The sequence below is a fragment of the Pontibacter russatus genome (assembly GCF_009931655.1).
Taxonomy (GTDB): domain Bacteria; phylum Bacteroidota; class Bacteroidia; order Cytophagales; family Hymenobacteraceae; genus Pontibacter; species Pontibacter russatus.
The window spans coordinates 2568345-2584793 of the sequence record NZ_CP047984.1 but is presented as its reverse complement, the minus strand read 5'-3'; the positions used below and the strand labels follow the sequence as shown (position 1 = coordinate 2584793).

At 56.7% G+C, this 16449-nt stretch carries 11 protein-coding genes; 2 read left to right on the top strand and 9 right to left on the bottom strand.

Annotation, left to right across the window (positions count from 1 at the left end):
• Positions 1-34 precede the first annotated feature (34 nt).
• Positions 35-3799: a S8 family serine peptidase gene (locus GSQ62_RS10370; RefSeq protein ID WP_161889434.1), complete on the bottom strand. Its 3765-nt coding sequence runs from the start codon at positions 3797-3799 to the stop codon at positions 35-37.
• 363 nt (positions 3800-4162) lie between these two features.
• Here GSQ62_RS10370 and GSQ62_RS10365 point away from each other — a divergent pair, with 363 nt between their 5' ends.
• Complete coding sequence (locus GSQ62_RS10365; RefSeq protein WP_161889433.1) at positions 4163-5281, top strand: Gfo/Idh/MocA family protein; 1119 nt, start codon at positions 4163-4165, stop codon at positions 5279-5281.
• Positions 5282-5341: 60 nt separating this feature from the next.
• On the opposite strand, the gene GSQ62_RS10360 is transcribed toward GSQ62_RS10365, so the two are convergent.
• The 8 genes from GSQ62_RS10360 to GSQ62_RS10325 all read right to left on the bottom strand — a co-directional run bounded on the left by GSQ62_RS10360 (position 5342) and on the right by GSQ62_RS10325 (position 15732).
• A complete protein-coding gene (locus GSQ62_RS10360; protein ID WP_161889432.1) occupies positions 5342-6097 on the bottom strand; it encodes an energy transducer TonB in 756 nt (251 codons plus the stop codon).
• Positions 6098-6182: 85 nt separating this feature from the next.
• Entirely contained in the window at positions 6183-6827 is a 645-nt protein-coding gene (locus GSQ62_RS10355; RefSeq protein ID WP_161889431.1) for a trimeric intracellular cation channel family protein, read from the bottom strand.
• 223 nt (positions 6828-7050) lie between these two features.
• A complete protein-coding gene (gene map, locus GSQ62_RS10350) occupies positions 7051-7815 on the bottom strand; it encodes a type I methionyl aminopeptidase (RefSeq protein ID WP_161889430.1) in 765 nt (254 codons plus the stop codon).
• Positions 7816-8054: 239 nt separating this feature from the next.
• The gene (hemB, locus tag GSQ62_RS10345; RefSeq protein ID WP_161889429.1) at positions 8055-9026 is read right to left on the bottom strand and encodes a porphobilinogen synthase; all 972 of its coding nucleotides are present in this window, start codon (positions 9024-9026) and stop codon (positions 8055-8057) included.
• 224 nt (positions 9027-9250) lie between these two features.
• The gene (locus GSQ62_RS10340; protein WP_161889428.1) at positions 9251-11383 is read right to left on the bottom strand and encodes a T9SS type A sorting domain-containing protein; all 2133 of its coding nucleotides are present in this window, start codon (positions 11381-11383) and stop codon (positions 9251-9253) included.
• A gap of 336 nt (positions 11384-11719) precedes the next feature.
• Positions 11720-13852 (bottom strand): M56 family metallopeptidase, encoded by a 2133-nt coding sequence (locus GSQ62_RS10335; protein WP_161889427.1) that lies wholly within the window; start codon positions 13850-13852, stop codon positions 11720-11722.
• Positions 13849-14238, bottom strand: coding sequence for a BlaI/MecI/CopY family transcriptional regulator (locus GSQ62_RS10330; RefSeq protein ID WP_161889426.1), 390 nt, complete (start codon positions 14236-14238; stop codon positions 13849-13851). Before GSQ62_RS10330 ends, GSQ62_RS10335 begins: the two co-directional genes overlap by 4 nt.
• A 414-nt stretch (positions 14239-14652) precedes the next feature.
• The gene (locus GSQ62_RS10325; protein WP_161889425.1) at positions 14653-15732 is read right to left on the bottom strand and encodes a site-2 protease family protein; all 1080 of its coding nucleotides are present in this window, start codon (positions 15730-15732) and stop codon (positions 14653-14655) included.
• Positions 15733-15927: 195 nt separating this feature from the next.
• Here GSQ62_RS10325 and arfB point away from each other — a divergent pair, with 195 nt between their 5' ends.
• The gene (arfB, locus tag GSQ62_RS10320; protein ID WP_161889424.1) at positions 15928-16341 is read left to right on the top strand and encodes an alternative ribosome rescue aminoacyl-tRNA hydrolase ArfB; all 414 of its coding nucleotides are present in this window, start codon (positions 15928-15930) and stop codon (positions 16339-16341) included.
• Positions 16342-16449: the final 108 nt, after the last annotated feature.

Here is a 16449-nt window from a genome sequence, read left to right as displayed (position 1 = left end):
ATAGCCTGCCATTTTCTTTGCTGTCATATATGGTCTAGCGCCGGATGAGCAGCTTGCTGGTTTCCAGCTTATCGCCGTGCTGCACCCGCAGGAGGTATAGGCCCGATGAGTGGGTGGTCAGGTCAATCTCTGCCCTGTACTGGCCGTTAAACTGTTTGGCGGTGCCGCTATATACCTGCTTGCCCAGCAGGTCTACCACCTCAATGGCGATATCCTGCGGGCCCTGCGTCTCCAGTGTCAGGCTGAACATGCCGTTCTTGCTGGGGTTGGGGAAAGCGAGCAAATCAGCGCTCACGGCACGCTCCGAGGACTCAAAATCAAACCGCAGCGCCGCAGAGGCCTCCGATATACAGCCGTCCTTTGCCACCATCACGGTATAGAGCCCGCTTGATGTCGGGGTGTACTCGTGGGCTGTGGCGCCCTCTATTGGCCTGCCATCTGCAAACCACTGGTGGCTGCCCTCCGCAATGCTGGACACCAGCCTTTGCCCCTCGCGTGTGACAACAGGCTGTGGCAGCGGGGCGCCTTCAATCAGCGGCACTGCCACCCGCTCGCTTTCGCAGCCCAGGCCGCGCACCTTCAGGTCGTAGAAGTAGTAGTAATATTCTTCCGGCGTAGTCGAGGCGGTGTTGCCGGTGATGGCAAACACGTTCGGAATCTCAAAGGGATAGCCCTTCACGCCCACGTTGCTCCGGAAAATGGTGGCCCCGTCCTCGTAAGAGATGGCTATCCGGTAGTTGCCCGCCTCCGGCAGTTCCAGGCCGAGGTAGTAGATGGCGCCCTTGTCTGCTGCGTCGTCAGGCTGGGCGTCGGGGGCAGCCGGGCTGCGGGTGGGCCTTACCTGCAGCGTGCGCGATGATACCGGCACGCCGTCTGCATCAAAAGCCGTAAACGTGATTCTGCCGCCATGGCCTATATATAGACGGGCGGATTCCAGCACGAGTGGCGCCTGGGCCGTCACCAGCACATCCGGCGAAAACTGATTGTACCCGCCGCCGGTGGCAAACGTTTTATCGGATGGGCCAGCAGTGCCCTCAAAATCATTGTAAGCCGCATACAAAGTGCCATTCACCTGGCTTACGGGCAGTTGCACGCCGTTGCCTGCCGCCAACGGCTGCATACTGGTAGGCGAGCTATACCAGAAGATGGTGCCCTCCCCCTGGTGTGACAAGGTTAAAATAGGGTTGTCGCCACAGTAGGTAGCCGATATGCCTGCAGGTGCCGCCAGGTTCGGCTGCACGGTAAACGTGCGCTGCATCCGGTTATTGGCGCTGATGGCATCACCGGCCAGGTTCGAGAGTGCGACCAGTTCATAAGTGCTGCCTGCCCTGGTGGCAAAGTTATCCTCCAGTAGCATTTCGGCTTCCGCAAACGGCTCCAAAGTGGCGGTATATAGGCCGGTGAGTTGGGTGACTTCGGTGCCGTTTTCGCGTACGCTGATGGTGACCGGGATGTTTTTCTGCGCCACAGCGCCCAGGTTGCGGATACTGACCGCCACAGACTGCGAAGAGGTGGCGCAGAGCGAAGTGCCCAATGGTATGACAGACGTTACGGCGATGTCTTTGCCCGGCTGCGAGAACTGCAGCAGGTAGTCCTGCGTTTCGCCGCGGGCATAGCCGCCGCAGGCGCTTACGCTGGCGGCATCCTGCGTCTCCTGCAGCACTACGCGCAGGCGCACCCTATCCCCCACTACAGCGGTTGCCGGAGCCTTGATTGTACCCGTAAAAGTTGCCGTTCCGTTCAGCACATCTGATGTGGCCACCGTCTCTCCGGCGTCTGTAAACTCCCCGTCCCCATTCCAGTCGGCAAACACTTTTACTACTTTGGCGGCATCGGCGGCGCAGGAGCCCGTTACGATGCTGATGGCCTGGGCCTGGTCCGGCTCCAGGGTGAAGACGTTGCTGGTGAGGTTGCGATAGGTGGTGCAGCCCGACGCACCGGCCACTGTTTTGCCGCCGATGGCGAAGCTGGTGATTTTGGCGCCGGCCTCTGAGGCTGGGGCGCTGGCGCACACGGTGGCGCCTCCGGCACCGCTCACCAGCAGCGCGTATGCCTGCGGCCCTTTCGTGAGGGTGCCTTTGTTGCTGATGGTAATGGTGTAGGTTTCGCCGGGCACGGCGTTCTCCACCAGCACCTGCTCCACGTTGTCGCGCACGTTGTCGCCGGGTTTGGCGGCCACGTCAGGGGCGGTGGGGTCCAGCGTCCAGGGCAGATAAGTGGTGCCTTTGCCGGTAACGCGCACATCCAGGTCATTCACGAGGCGCGGAGTGCGGTTGTTCAGGGCGTTGCTGCCTATCTGGGCCACGCTGCCTTCGGGGTCTGTCCAGGAGATGGTGACACGCAGCGGACCGGCCCCCGAGGCACGCACTGTAAGCGTCTGCGGCTTGCCCTGCTCCAGCGATTTCTCCTGTATCAGGTGGGTGCCCCTGGTGTTGGTAATCATGTTGGCGGCGCTCACGGCATCCAGAAGCCCCCAGCCATATATATAATCGGGGCCCTTGGCGGTGCCTGCCTCGTCGGCGGTATGGATGGCGAGGGCTTTGAGGGTGGCGGCGCGCATCACAGCGCCGCCGTGCAGGTTAGCGTAGTGCTCCTGCAGCAGCAGGAGCGTGCCCGACACGTTCGGTGCCGACATGGAGGTGCCGCTCAGGGTGGTATAGTCGCGGTCGCTGCCAGCGGCGCTGGAAAGCACGGCCACGCCGTTCCCGACAATGTCCGGTTTGATGCGGCCGTCGTCGGTGGGGCCATAGCTGCTGAACGAGGACACCAGCACATCCTCCGGCCTGGTGTAGCCATCGGCCAGTGGGGCCACAGCCCCAACGGCCAGAATGTTTTTGGCGTTTCCCGCCGTGGAAATGGCATCGTAGCCGTCGTTGCTGCTCAGGTTGGCCGGGCGCGACTTCACCAGGGTAAATTTCCCGTCGCTGTCGCGCTGGAAGTATGGCTCGCCCACCGCAGGCCCCTGCTCCCCCCGGTTATTGCCCACAGACTTCACAATCAGGTAGTAGGGTGCATTATAGGCGATTCTGTCCCAACTGGCCGATTGCCTGTCGTAGTAGCCGAAGCGGTAATCCTCTGTTTTGCTGATGTCGGTGTCGCCCCACCACTCCCAGTACGGGTCTTCGTCAGTGCCTTTCCGCTCATCGTTGTAGCGCCACCCGGATATGGCCCCGTACGAGTGGTTCGATACCAGCAGGCTTGCCGCAGCTTTGGCCATCTCGGCCTCATCGCCGTTGAAATCATATGCTTGCAGGCTGGCGCCGTGTGCCATGCCTCTTGCCACGGGGTTCACGCCGGCGGCTATCATGGTGCCGGCCACGTGGGTGGCATGCTCGTTGTTTTCTTTGGCGTCGTCTGCCTGCTGCACGCGCCCCTTCAACTCCTGGTGTGTTGCCCTGATTTTGCCGCCGTCCCATATCGCCAGCCGGGAGACCACCGCACTGCTGGCGCCGCTCAGGCTAAGGCCCAGCGAGCCGCCCGCCCACAGCTGGTCTGTTTTGGTGGTAGCGGCGGCGCGGGCGTTGTTGTACGTGATGTAGTAAATGGGCAGGCCTTTGGCATCCAGCCCCTGCAGTGAGATATGGGTGCCGTCTTTGGAGGTGCTTTCTATTACCCAGCCCTTCCTGTGCGCCAGCTCAATTGCCCTGGCCCGGCCCGCCTTGTAGTCTTTCTCGGCAGAGACAGCTATCCGCTGCAGCGCTTCGGTATTGGCACGGATGGGGGTTTTACCTCGTTGCGCGAGCGCCGGAACGGCAGCGGCCAGCCATAGGGCGACAAGCCAGAGGCTCAATCTTCTCATAAACAAAGGTTGCGGTAACGTTACGTTCTTGTCAAGGTACTATAAAAGCGCGATAGCGGCAAAGTCGTTCCAAAACTGGGCCAGAATTTATCCGCTTCAGCAAAAGCTGTTTACCTGTTGCCCAGGCGGCTGGCGCTGTGCGAAATTATGAGTGTGAGAGGCCGCCAGGTTCGCGCTCCGGCAATGATGCGCCATATATAAGCTATGTCTTTTTTCATAAGGTTTCGTGCTTCCTTCTTGAGGCTGCAGCAATTTATCAGCACGTCGGCTCTAATTATTTCATATTATGATTCCTTTGCATATATTGAAGATTGTTATTACGCTTGCCTCACTCTATATATAATTTGTATATAACTGACCGCTATGGATACGCGCCGCGACTTTTTACAGAAGCTTACTTTTTCGGCCATTGGGCTGCCTTTTCTGAGTTTTTCCGGTTTGCCAAGTGCAGAGAGTCTGTTCCGGCAGCCTTACCAGGGGCCGGTGCTGCGGGTAGCCATCATGGGGCTGGGCAGTTACGGAACGCGGGTGGCGGAGGCCATGCAGGCCTCTAAGAAAGCGAAGCTGGTGGGGGTTATCAGCGGCACGCCCTCTAAGGTCAAAGACTGGCAGGGCAAGTACAACATCCCGGCCAAGAACTGCTACAACTACGAAAACTTCGACGCCATCAAAGACAACCCCGACATTGACGCGGTGTACGTCATCACGCCAAACGCTCTCCACCACGACCAGGTGATACGGGTGGCCAAAGCCGGGAAGCACGCTATCTGTGAAAAGCCGATGGCCATTAACGCCAAAGAGGGGCAGGAGATGATAGACGCCTGCAACAAAGCGAATGTAAAACTGCTGGTGGGCTACAGGTTGCACTTCGAGCCCAAAACGCTGGAGATTATCCGGATGCGGGAGGCCGGGGAACTGGGCAAGATTATGTTTTTCCAGGGCCTGAGCGGCTTCACGATAGGAGACCCAAACCAGTGGCGGCTGAACAAGCAACTGGCGGGCGGCGGCGCGATGATGGACATCGGGATTTACTCCATTAACGGTGCGCGCTATATGGTGGGCGAGGAGCCTGTGTGGGTGACGGCGCAGGAAACTAAAACAGACCCGGTGAAATTTAAGGAAGGCGTGGACGAGACCATCCAGTTCCAGTTGGGCTTCCCGAGCGGGGCGGTGGCCTCCTGCCTCTCGACCTACAGCATGAGCAACCTCGACCGCTTTTTCCTGAACGGCAAAGAAGGATTTGCCGAGTTGCAGCCTGCCACCGGCTACGGCCCCATCAAAGGGCGCACGCACAAGGGCGAACTGACCCAGCCGCACCAGATGCACCAGACGGTGCAGATGGACGAGATGGCGGGCATTATTCTGGAAGGTAAAAAGCCCGTGGTGCCCGTGGACGGCGAAGAGGGCCTGAAAGATCTGAAAATCATCGACGCCATCTACCAGGCCGTGAAAACAGGCAAGAAGGTGGAACTGAAAGCATAACAGACTCCACAAGGCTGTTCCGGGCAATCATCTTTTGCGGAAGCAGCAAGATGATTGTCGCTATAACTTAAACAGAACAGGAAAGGTGAAATCAGCAGAAATGTTTCCTCCTTTATCTTGGGCGGGTGCCCACCCTTTCTTAGGTAAAGTCTTTGCTACTCTTAGCGCTTCTTCATCTAAAAGTGGGTGAGCCGACTGAAGAATTCTTGCCTCTTCAAGTTTGCCTCGTTTATTGATTGTAACTGCGATAATAACTCTTCCTTCTATCTTTTCCTGCACAGCCTTGGAGGGATAGACCATGTTCTCAGAAAGGAAGGCTAAAAAGGAATCCTGCCCTCCAGGAAACTCAGGGTGCTTATCAATCTCTTTAATGCCGTATTTCTCGAATTTTTCCTCTGGAGATAAGGTAGCCAAGTATTCTCTTTTAATAATATGTTGCGTCTGCTTACCGGTAGTGTCATAGCTGAAGGTTTCTGCTACAATGTTATTTACCCAGATATTTTTCAGGGTCAGAACTCCTGTTTCAGAAAAGTAGTGAAACTCTCCCTGTCTGACTTCAGGTTTTATTGAAGAGAAGTAGCCTTTCATTTGCACGCTGCCATCCGGATAATGGTCCGTTACTTCAAAGCTATTTGCTCCCGCTACGGTACTGATTGTCCTCAGGTAAAAGCGCTCTTCTGGTGAAGTGGTTTCCTTCCACTTTTTGTCATACCAGATGCTGTCTGCCTCCTGGGCACTTACGGCAAAAGAAACTGCCAGCAGAAGGCTGAACACTGGAATTAGTTGCAGCAATTTTAGTAGAATGGTGTTGTGCATGTATGTTATTTATATTGATTTTTTCTTGATGAATAGTAGCTTACAACAGGAAGCTGTTACTCATACACCTTGCTGGTGGCGGTAGCTATGATTTGTTTTCATTATCACCGGTATCAGTCGTTATGGAGCTTAGTATCGGCAGATGGATATGGAATTTAAGCGCTATTATCCTGATTAAGATGACTGTAGATGCCGCAACCAGTTCCGTCAGGCCTGCCGGGAGGCTGAAGTGGCGGCACATGAAATAAACAACTCCTCCTGCTACACAGGCAAGCGCATATATATCCTTCCGGAACAGGAGCGGCACCTCGTTTAGCAGCACATCCCGAACGACACCCCCGACTGTGCCCGTGATAGTGCCCATGGCGATGCAAACCCAAAAGGGCAGGCCCGCCTCAAGGCTTTTGCTGATGCCAACGATTGTAAACAGCCCGAGGCCAATGGAATCAAACAAGAACAGCGTGTTGCCTAACCTGAACAGCTTGTCCTTGAACAGCAAAGTGGCGAGCAGCGCCACGCCCGTTGTCAGGAAGTATTTGCCGTCCTCCATCCAGAACGGCGTTACGTCAAGCAGCAAATCCCTGGTTGTTCCGCCTCCGATAGCCGTTACCAGGCCAATGATATAGGCGCCAAACCAGTCAATCTGCTTGCCTGATGCTAACCTGATCCCACTGATGGCAAAGGCAAAGGTCCCTGACAGGTCGATTACAGTCGTGAAATTTATCTCCAAGAAAATGCGGGTGTTTGTTTATATATCATTCTCCTGACTAAATCTACTGGATTCCGGGCGATAACTAAGTCTTTGATTGCCGCCGACGGGTTAGGGCTTTAAGAAGGGCAGTCGAGGTATATATGCTAAACCTTGTATAGATGCCTTTGCAAAACACGTCAGCCCGCCTTCACCAAACCAATGTTAGTAGTCCTGGCTTTCCTGTCTTTGTCTTCTTTGTCTTTCAATTCCATATTTCATTTTTTTCTGTCAACACAATCGGTTCCCCGTCAGTAACTACAATGGTATGTTCGTGCTGTGCCATAAAGCCACCTTTGTTTCCGACCATTGTCCAGCCATCATTTAGGGTTTCGGCATACGTTGATGTTGTTGATATAAATGTTTCAATGGCAACAACAGCGTTTTTCTTAAACCTGGTCAGGTTAAAACGGTCTTTGTAATTTGCTATTTCGCTTGGCTCTTCATGAAGGCTTCTGCCTACTCCATGTCCCGTCAGGTTCTTGATTACTTTGTAGCCGCGTTTCTTCGCTTCTGTTTCTATGAGGTGCCCTATGTCTGAAATACGGACCCCACCTTTTATATTGTAGATTGCTTTACGCAAAATCTGTTTTGAAGCGTCTATCAGTTTCTGGTGTTGATGGATGTCTTCGCCAAGCACAAATGAGTTTCCGTTGTCCGACCAAAAGCCGTTGAGTTCGGCTGAAACATCAATATTGACCAAATCGCCTTCTTTCAGTATTCTGTTGTCGGACGGAATACCGTGGCAAAATTCGTTGTTTACGCTTATACAAGTAAAACCAGGAAAACCATAGGTTAGGTACGGTGCAGATTTTGCTCCGAAATCCGACAGGACTTTTGCCCCGTAGTTGTCCAATTGTTTTGTTGTCATACCGGGTTGAGCGTAGTCTCGCATTTCCTTCAAAGTGCAGGCAACGGCTTCGCTTGCCTTTCTCATCCCGATCAGTTCCGTTTCTGTTGTTATTGACATATGCATTTTATCTGTTTGTCTGCCTGCGGTGCCTCTATACTCTGCCCACTGATTGATAGACAGCCTATATAAACATACGGTTTATTGTCGATTTCCGCAGCTAATCGCAGCCGGGCTACCGAATATACTATATATAAATGGATATATGGCTGCCTGTGAACTCAAGAAAGAGCCAAAAACATAAGCACACCGGCGAAGGGCTGATGTGCTTTGAGAGGGCAGTTTATATATAACCGAGGCTACTTCTTCAGGAATTGGGCGTACTCTTTGGCGAAGTAAGACAGGATGATGTCGGCGCCGGCGCGTTTGATGCTGGTCAGGATTTCGACCATCGCCTTTTCGCCGTCTATCCAGCCGTTCTGGGCGGCGGCCTTCACCATGGCGTACTCGCCGCTGATGTTGTAGGCGGCAATGGGCAGGTGGGAGTTGTCGCGCAGCAGCCTAATCACGTCGAGGTAGGACAGCGCAGGTTTCACCATCAGGTAGTCGGCGCCCTCGGCGGTGTCCAGCTCGGCCTCTATCAGCGCCTCGCGGCTGTTGGCGTAGTTCATCTGGTAAGTCTTTTTGTCGCCTGCCTTCGGGGCCGAGCCCAGCGCGTCGCGGAAGGGGCCGTAGAAGGCGCTGGCGTATTTGGCGGTATAGGCCATGATCGCCACCTTCTGGAAGCCGTTCTCGTCCAGCACCTGGCGGATGTGCCCGATGCGGCCGTCCATCATATCCGACGGGGCCACAATGTCGGCACCGGCCTGCGCCTGCACCAGCGCCATCTTCCCCAGCACCTCCAGGGTCTCGTCGTTCAGGATCTCGCCGTTCTCCACAATGCCGTCGTGGCCGTCGGAGTTGTAGGGGTCCATGGCTACGTCGGTGATGAGGGCCACCTCTGGGAAGTTCTTCTTTATCGCGCGGATGGCACTCGGGAAGAGGCCGTCGGGGTTATGGCTTTCGGTGGCGTACTTGTCCTTCTGCTCCTCGGGGATACTCGGGAATGGGGCGAAGGCTTTCACGCCCAGTTCCACACAGGCGGCCACCTCGTCCAGCACCGTGTCGATGGAGAAGCGGTTGATGCCGGGCATCGACTTCACTTCCATGCGCTGGTTCTGGCCGCCAATCAGGAAAAGCGGGTATATAAAATCGTGGGTGGTGAGGGTGGTTTCCTGCACCATATTGCGAATGGCCTCTGTCTGGCGGTTGCGTCTCGGTCGTCTGATCATAGCTCTATATCCTTTCAGAAATTTCAACATTGAACGGTTGCAAAGGTACGGCGAATGCCGGGGAATGGAAAGGCTGGCCGTCTGTTTTTGGGAGTGCCTTCACTTTAGTAAAGGGGGGCTTTCAGGCATCGGAATCAGGCATTTTTATATATAAAAGGCTGGCTTATAAAATCCGCCAAAAGAAAAGGCAGGGCCTGTCGGGCGCTGCCTTTTCTGGATGGTAGTCAGCGTTTCAGTATCTTCACGCTCCCGCTTCTGTCCTCTTCCTGCCACTTCAGGATATACAGACCAGCCGCCAGGTCGCCCACCTCCACCTCGACGGGCAGGTTGGCGTCCCCGAAGGTGAGGTCGGATGCCCATACCAGCCTGCCCGCCGTGTCGTAGAGCCGCGCCTCCATGGTGGCGGTGCCTTCCACGAGGTATAGCAGCGTTACGGTTTGCGTTTCTTCGTTTATCGGGTTCGGGTATACCTGCAGTTGGCGGAGCGAGGCCGGGTTAATGACGCGCACCGGTGGCGAGTAGCTGAATGAGCCGTCGTTGTACACCACGCGCAGGTGGTAGTAACCGATATCCGTAACAGGGTTGTTGTCCACAAACACATAATCCAGCAGGCCCTCCTTGGGGCCTTTTGCGGCTACGCTGCCCACATCTTCCCAGTCGGTGCCAGCGGCGCTCCGCTCCACCATATAGCTGGCAACCACCCGCTCGTTTATCGAGCTCCAGGCCACAGTGACGGCCTCCGGGCTGGTGAAGTCCGCCTGAAGCGAATATATCTCCGGAGCGAGGTTGCACCGCCCCTCGTCATTGAGCACCATCGGCGGCTTAGCACACATGTTGGGGCCGGTGCTGTTGGCCACCACCAGGTTGCCCCCGGCAATGTCGGCAGTGCTGAGGTCGCGCACCAGCACCTCAAACTCAATGGCATAGTGCATCACCGCCCGCGACAGGATAACGTGGCTCAGCTGCTGGGCATGGCCCAGTTCGTGCAGCATCACCGTCTCGAAGTCGAACTGGCGCTGAATGGGCGGCGCGGGGCCATATTGCCAGGTGATGTTGCTGTTAATCTCCATATCGAACTCCGTTACCCAGAACAGCGTGTCCTGCCCGCTGCTGCAGCCCTCGTAGCGGCTGACGGTGCGGGCCAGCACCCCCTGCCCGACAGTGGAGGCAGGTGCAAACCCGATGACGCTGATCCCGTCTTCGGCAATGGCTTCCTTGTCGGTGGGCTCGCCCAGTCGCCAGTTTACCCCCGACACGCATATCCAGGTGTTCATGGCCCGGCGAAAGCCCTCCTGCGCGGGCAGCCTGTTCTGCATGCTGGGTGCAAACCGGATGGTGTAGCCGCCCAGTCCGTCTATGTTCGTGAGGATGGGCCGGAAGGGTTTTTCCTCGAATGAAACGTTGGAGTAGGCAAACTCGATGATGATGGGAACGGAACTGAGCGTGCTGCTCTCTGCGTCTGTCACCACCTGGATAAGCCCTGAGCCTGGCGTGCCGCCCTCCTCCGAGACAGACGGTATGTACAGTTTTATCTGCTTGTCGGACCAGGAGATGTATTCCGGGGCCAGGGGGCGCACCCAGGTCTGGCCGCCGTCGTCGGCGTTCTTAAATTCTACGGCACCCTTGCCGCGTGTGCTGCCGAAGCCGGAGCCGTTGATGGTGAGCACCACGCCTGTGCCGGCGTTGGTGGTGATGGGGGAGAAACTGGAGATAGACGGGGCCTGTGCCCCGGCCTGCGCCTGCTGCTGTTTCGCTGCGGAGAGCCCTGCCTCCAGGCGCGTGTTCGGGGTGAGGGTGCGGTAGCGCTGGCCCGTTTGCTCTGTCAGGCGCTGGTACAGCGCCTGCACGCTCTCATAAGTCTCGAAAACGCCGGTGGCTTTGTTCTCGGGGATGCGGTACTGCACGAAGCCCTGCTGGCTGCCGTAGGCTTTGGTGCTGGGGTGCTGGCTGCCCGGCGTGCGCTGCAGCGCCTGCTGCGGCGCCAGGAAGAAGATGCCCTGCTGCCCCGGCTTCAGCTGCAGGGCGCTGGAGAACACGTGCTTTTTCAGGCCGATGCTGCCGCCCTCCGTTATCAGTTCCACCAGCTGGCTTTCTGTGCCTCCTTTAAAGGATTTATATACCCGGATGATGTTAGAGGTATAGATGTTCTCGTGGCGGGCGTCCCAGAACGCCTGCTGCGACACCACCTCTCCCTCCACCACCATGCCTGCGGCCTGCACGCGCTCGGCCAGCGTCAGCGGAACCATGTGCGGGTTCTCGGCGGCGCGGGTATGGAAGGCAAGAAAGAGGAACGTGAAAAGCAACAGCAGGGGCTTGCCGCGAAGTACCGCAGCGGCTGGCGTGTAAAATTTATCCATGGAGGAAGCTATAGGTCAGAAGATGGTAAAACATATAAAACATCTTAACGAAAAAAGTCCGGCGGTTTATACGTACGCGAAACAACCCTTGCCGGGATATATAGTTTTTTGTTCGGGCGGAAGTCCGTGCTATTCCGGGGCTCCCGTTCAGGCGGTGCCCTCGGAGGCATGGTTTTTCTGAGCCCGATACCCGCTGCTTTCAGGCATATGGCACCGGTGCAGTATCCTGAAGGGGGGCTCTCCGTTGCCGGTTGCAGGGTTAAGCAGGGCCAAAATTAAAAAATGCCCGCCAACAAGAAAAGCTGGCGGGCACAATGGCTGCTGGTTCGCGGTAAATCAGTCGCTCTTGCGCTGATACCTGAAATTGGAGGGAGCGTCTTCTCCCATATTCAGCAGCTTCCTGTACTTCTCATATACCTTCTTCGGCTGCTTCCTGTCGTTCACGTACAGGTCGCCGTTGTCAATCCGGATGCTCAGGCTCTCCTCGTCTTTTTTAAGGATGCCGTCTTTTACCAATTCGTCCTTTATTTTCCGGAACTGCTCTTCGTGCTTTTGCGCCATTTTACGGTGCTCCAGCGCCAGTTCCTGCTGCTGGCGGGCCAGTTCGCGGCTTTGCTGTGCGTGGCGCTGCGCCTGTTCCCGGTGCTGGTTTGCCTGCTTCTGGTATTGGTCTGTGTTCAATGCCCCGCTTTTGCGCAGCTCCTCCTCATACTTCTTCACTTCCTTCTCATAAGCCTTCAACGCCCCACTTTCGTGCAGATCTTTCTCATACTGCGCTGCCGCCTTTTCATAATCTTCGCCCCACTTCTCCATCTCTGTCTCAAACACCTTGATTGCAGCCTCATATGCCTTCAGCTCCCGCTGGTAAGCCTTCTGAGCCTTCTTGTCGCCCTCCAGGGGCGGCACGGGCGGCACAGGAGGAACGATGGCCGGAGCCGGCGGCATAGGCGGCAATGGTGGCATAGGCGGCAATGGTGGTGGAGGCGGCGGTACCAGGGTGTCGAAGCCGGAGAAGTTGAACTGGAAGTCAGAGAAATCGAACTGGTGGTCAGGGAAGTCAAACCGGGAGGCGCTGGCTTCCAGGTTACTGCTGCGGGCTTCCCTTGCTGCAGCGCGCGCCGCCCGCAGTTCCGTCGCTACTTCCTGGCGTGTTGCCCGTGGGGCATCGTTCACGGCCTGCAGGCGCTGGTTTATCAGAGACTCATATTCGTCAATATGCCTGTTCGGGATGCGCTTGCCATCTACGTACAGCTCCTTCACCCTGCCTTTCTTGTTTTTGATGATCACAATGTCGCGAGTGTTTCCGGTAGAGTCCTGCACGGCATATGAAAACGCTTCGCCACCCTCGGCTACGCCTTCAACTGCCGCAGGGGGTGTTACGGAGGCAATGCGGTGCGCCAGTTTCACGGCATCCTCCTCTTCCTGCGGCTGTAGGCCCGCCACGGCACCGAACGAGAGCACCAGCAGGCCCACCACCAGCACCAGGGCTGCGGCAAAACCCTCGGTAAACGTGGGCTTCAGCGAAGGCTGCCCCACCAGCCGTTTGATGCGGTTGAGGAGGGAGCCTCTGTTTCCTGAGAAGGCAACCGCCGTGGCCGGGGCGACAGGCAGGCGCATGGCCTCGATACCGGCGAGGGCGCGGGCATATATAAGGGTGTCGCCGCATACGGCCACGGCCATATCATCGCAGCAGTTCTCGCGCTCCGCCCGCACCACCCCCGATACCCACCAAACCGCCGGATGATAGAAGAACAGCATGTCCACCACCGACTGCAGCAGGTTCACCAGGTAGTCTTTGCGGAGGATGTGCGCCAGCTCATGCGCCAGCACAGCCTCCACCTGCGCCTGCGTCAGGCCGGTTACGGCACCCACCGGCAGCAGGATCACAGGCTTGGCAAACCCGATGGCCATGGGCACCTGCACTACCGCCGACTCCATCAACTGGATGGCCTGCCGCATGCCCATGGCCTGTGCGAGTGTCTCCGCTTTTTGCTGCCAGTACGCCCCCAGCGGCGAGGTGCTGAGGTGGCGCAGGCGCCTGGTGTAGGCCAGCCCGCCCAAAAAGCGAAGGGCCATCACCAGCATGCCCAGCATCCACAGCGTGACAAGCAGGGGCATGTGCTGTTCGAAATAGGCGGCGCCCACCTCAAAAGGCGCGGCCCAGAAAGAGGCTGGTGCCGCCGCCTGTAATTCTGTGGCGGCTACGGCCCTGGCCTGTGCGGGAGCAAGCGGCGCACCCGGATCCGGCTGGCTGTAGTAATACAGAAAAGTGCCCGCCGCCAGCAGCAGTTGCGCCAGCAGGGCGCTTCCGGCCACGGCATAGCGGGTAGCGGCGCTGTGGCGGTGCAGCAGCACCAGCAGCAGGCCCAGCAGCAGGGCCACGAAAGCGCCCTGCCACAGCGAGTGCAGCAGTGCCCAACCAAGGGCATGTGTCAGGGTCTCGGGGATGATGTTAGGGATCGGGTTCATTTCTTGCCTCCTTCCAGTTTGTCAAGTAAGTCTCTGATTTCGTCAAGTTCCGCCTTCGAGGCGTTGCTGTTGCCAAGCGCCTGCATCACCAGCTTGCTGGCCGACCCGCGGAAGGCGGCATCCAGAAAACGGTCCAGCAACTGGCGCTGCGTGCGCTCCTCCTCCAGCAGCGGGCGGTATATATGGGAGCGGCTGGTTTTATCGGCCTCCAGCATTTCCTTCTCGGTCATGATCTGCATCAGCTTCAGGGTGGTGGTGTAGCCAACCTCCTTGGTTTTGCTCAGCTCGTCGTGTACAAGGCGCACGGTGCTTGGGCCGTGCTGCCAGAGTACCTGCAGTATCTCCAGCTCCGACTCGGTGGGTTTAAGTGTCTTTTCCAATGCCATATAGTTTATAGAAGGTTAAGGTGCAGCAGAAGATGCGTTACAAGTATATACGAATCTTTTCGTAAAAAGAAATTTATGTACGATTTTTTTCGTATATATAGGTGAAGGAGGCCGGAGCAGGCGGTGGAGTGTCCATAACATGGGGCGAAGGGATATACGGGCAGGCAGTTTATATATCCCATTTAGATATAGGCGGGACTTCTATATCTAAGTGGCTTCGTTCCGGATTGGACGGCATTGGTTCGCAAACTGTCCGCGCGACAGCCGAGGGTTGAAACGCAGGAGGCTGATGTGACAATCAAAGTTCATCCTGTCCATCCTGCAAATCTTATAAATCCTGAATCTGACAAACCGGCTCGCGTAGCCCCACGAGGAGATGCCTGTATATGGAAAGAACAAGAGCTTATATACGGCCTAATGCGTGAGTGCTGATTTAATCATGATGAACTCGTTGATGTTGTCGGTGTTGATGACGCCGGCGAGTCGGCCGTTCTCCAGCACGGGGTAGAGGGGCACGCGGGTTTTCTGCAGCTCGGTATAGGCATCGGAGAGCTTGTCCTGCACATCAAACGTCCGCACCTCCGCCGACATAATCTCCGCCACAGGCAGCTGCATCTGCTCTGCTTTCACGGCCTGTATCAGTTGTGAGCGGGTGAGGGTGCCCGTCACCACGCCGTCCTGCTCCACAATGAACTCATGCTCCGAGCCCATCAGCAGCTTGTCCAGCGCCTCGCGCACGGTGGCGGTGGGGGGCAGCGTCACGAAACTGGTCATCATGCCCTCGCGCACGCGGTGGCCGCGCAGGTAGTCGAGGTGCTGTACCAGGATGTTCTCGGAATATGCCCCGAAGTACACGAAAGCGCCGATCAGGATGAGAAACGGGTTGTAGAAGAATCCGATGAAGACAAACCCTATGGCCAGCAACTGCCCCAGGTTAGCCGCGATTTGCGTGGCCCTCGGGCGGCCGAGCTTAAAGGCCAGCAGCGCGCGCAGCACCCGGCCGCCGTCCATCGGGAAGGCGGGGATGGCATTGAACAGCACCAGCACGATGTTCACGAAGAACAGCAGGTAAAAAAAGTTGGCCGGTGTGATGCGCATGAAAAACTCCTCGGTAGGCACATCGCGCAGCGAGGGCAGCACCAGCCAGAGAATAAGCGCGATTACTACGTTCACGGCGGGGCCCGCAGCCGCTATCAGCAGCTCTTGCTTCGGCTTCTCGGGCATCCGCTCCAGGCTAGCCACACCGCCGATGGGCAGCAGCGTGATGGTTTTGGTGTTGATGCCGAAGCGCTGCGCCGTTAGCGAGTGCCCCAACTCGTGCAGCACCACGCATAAGAAAACCAACAGGATAAAGGCCAGGGCAAGCAGGGTGGTCTGCAGGTCGCTGCCGCGCTGCATTTCCGTGAAAGCCACCCAGCCCAGCAGCAGCACAAACGTCCAGTGTACCAGTATTTTTATACCGGCCACGCGACCAAGGTTAAGAGACCATTTCATAGGCTAAATCATTCAGGCGTATGTATATAACGGGATACAAGTTGAAAGGCTTCAATGTTTTGCGGCGGGATGTTTGCCGTACTATATCCGGATGATATATAGCATCACCTTTTCCCGCATTTTCCCTTGAGTTGGGGGCACAACCTTCATGCTAACGTATCAAAACCGGGTATTTTCAGTATTCTTGTAAGATATATGACAGACGTACAGGCAAGAGATTTTGAGAGCGAGCTGCAGTTTCAGGCTTCGAGGAGCGGGGGCGCGGGCGGCCAGAACGTGAATAAAGTGGCCACCAAGGTAGAGTTGCGGTTTCAGGTGCAGCAGTCGGAGCTGCTGACGGAGGAGGAAAAGGCGCTGGTGCAGGAAAAGCTTGCGAACCGCATCAACAACGAGGGCTACCTGCAGGTGGTGAGCCAGACGGAACGCACGCAGCTTCGGAATAAAGAACTGTGTATCAGTCGGTTTTATGAACTGCTGCGCCAGGCCCTCACGAGGCAGAAGAAGCGCACCGCCACCAGGCCCACCCGCTCCAGCGTGAGGCAGCGCCTGGAAAGCAAAAAGCGGCAGGCCCAGAAGAAAGCCAACCGGGGCTACCGCCGCGATATATAGGGAAGGCCTCCGTGGCGCGGTTATGCTAAAATCGTATACGGCACAGGCGCAGATTTAAATTTTTGAGTGTCAGCCATATATAAACTCAGGCGGCGACCCTGCGTCCGC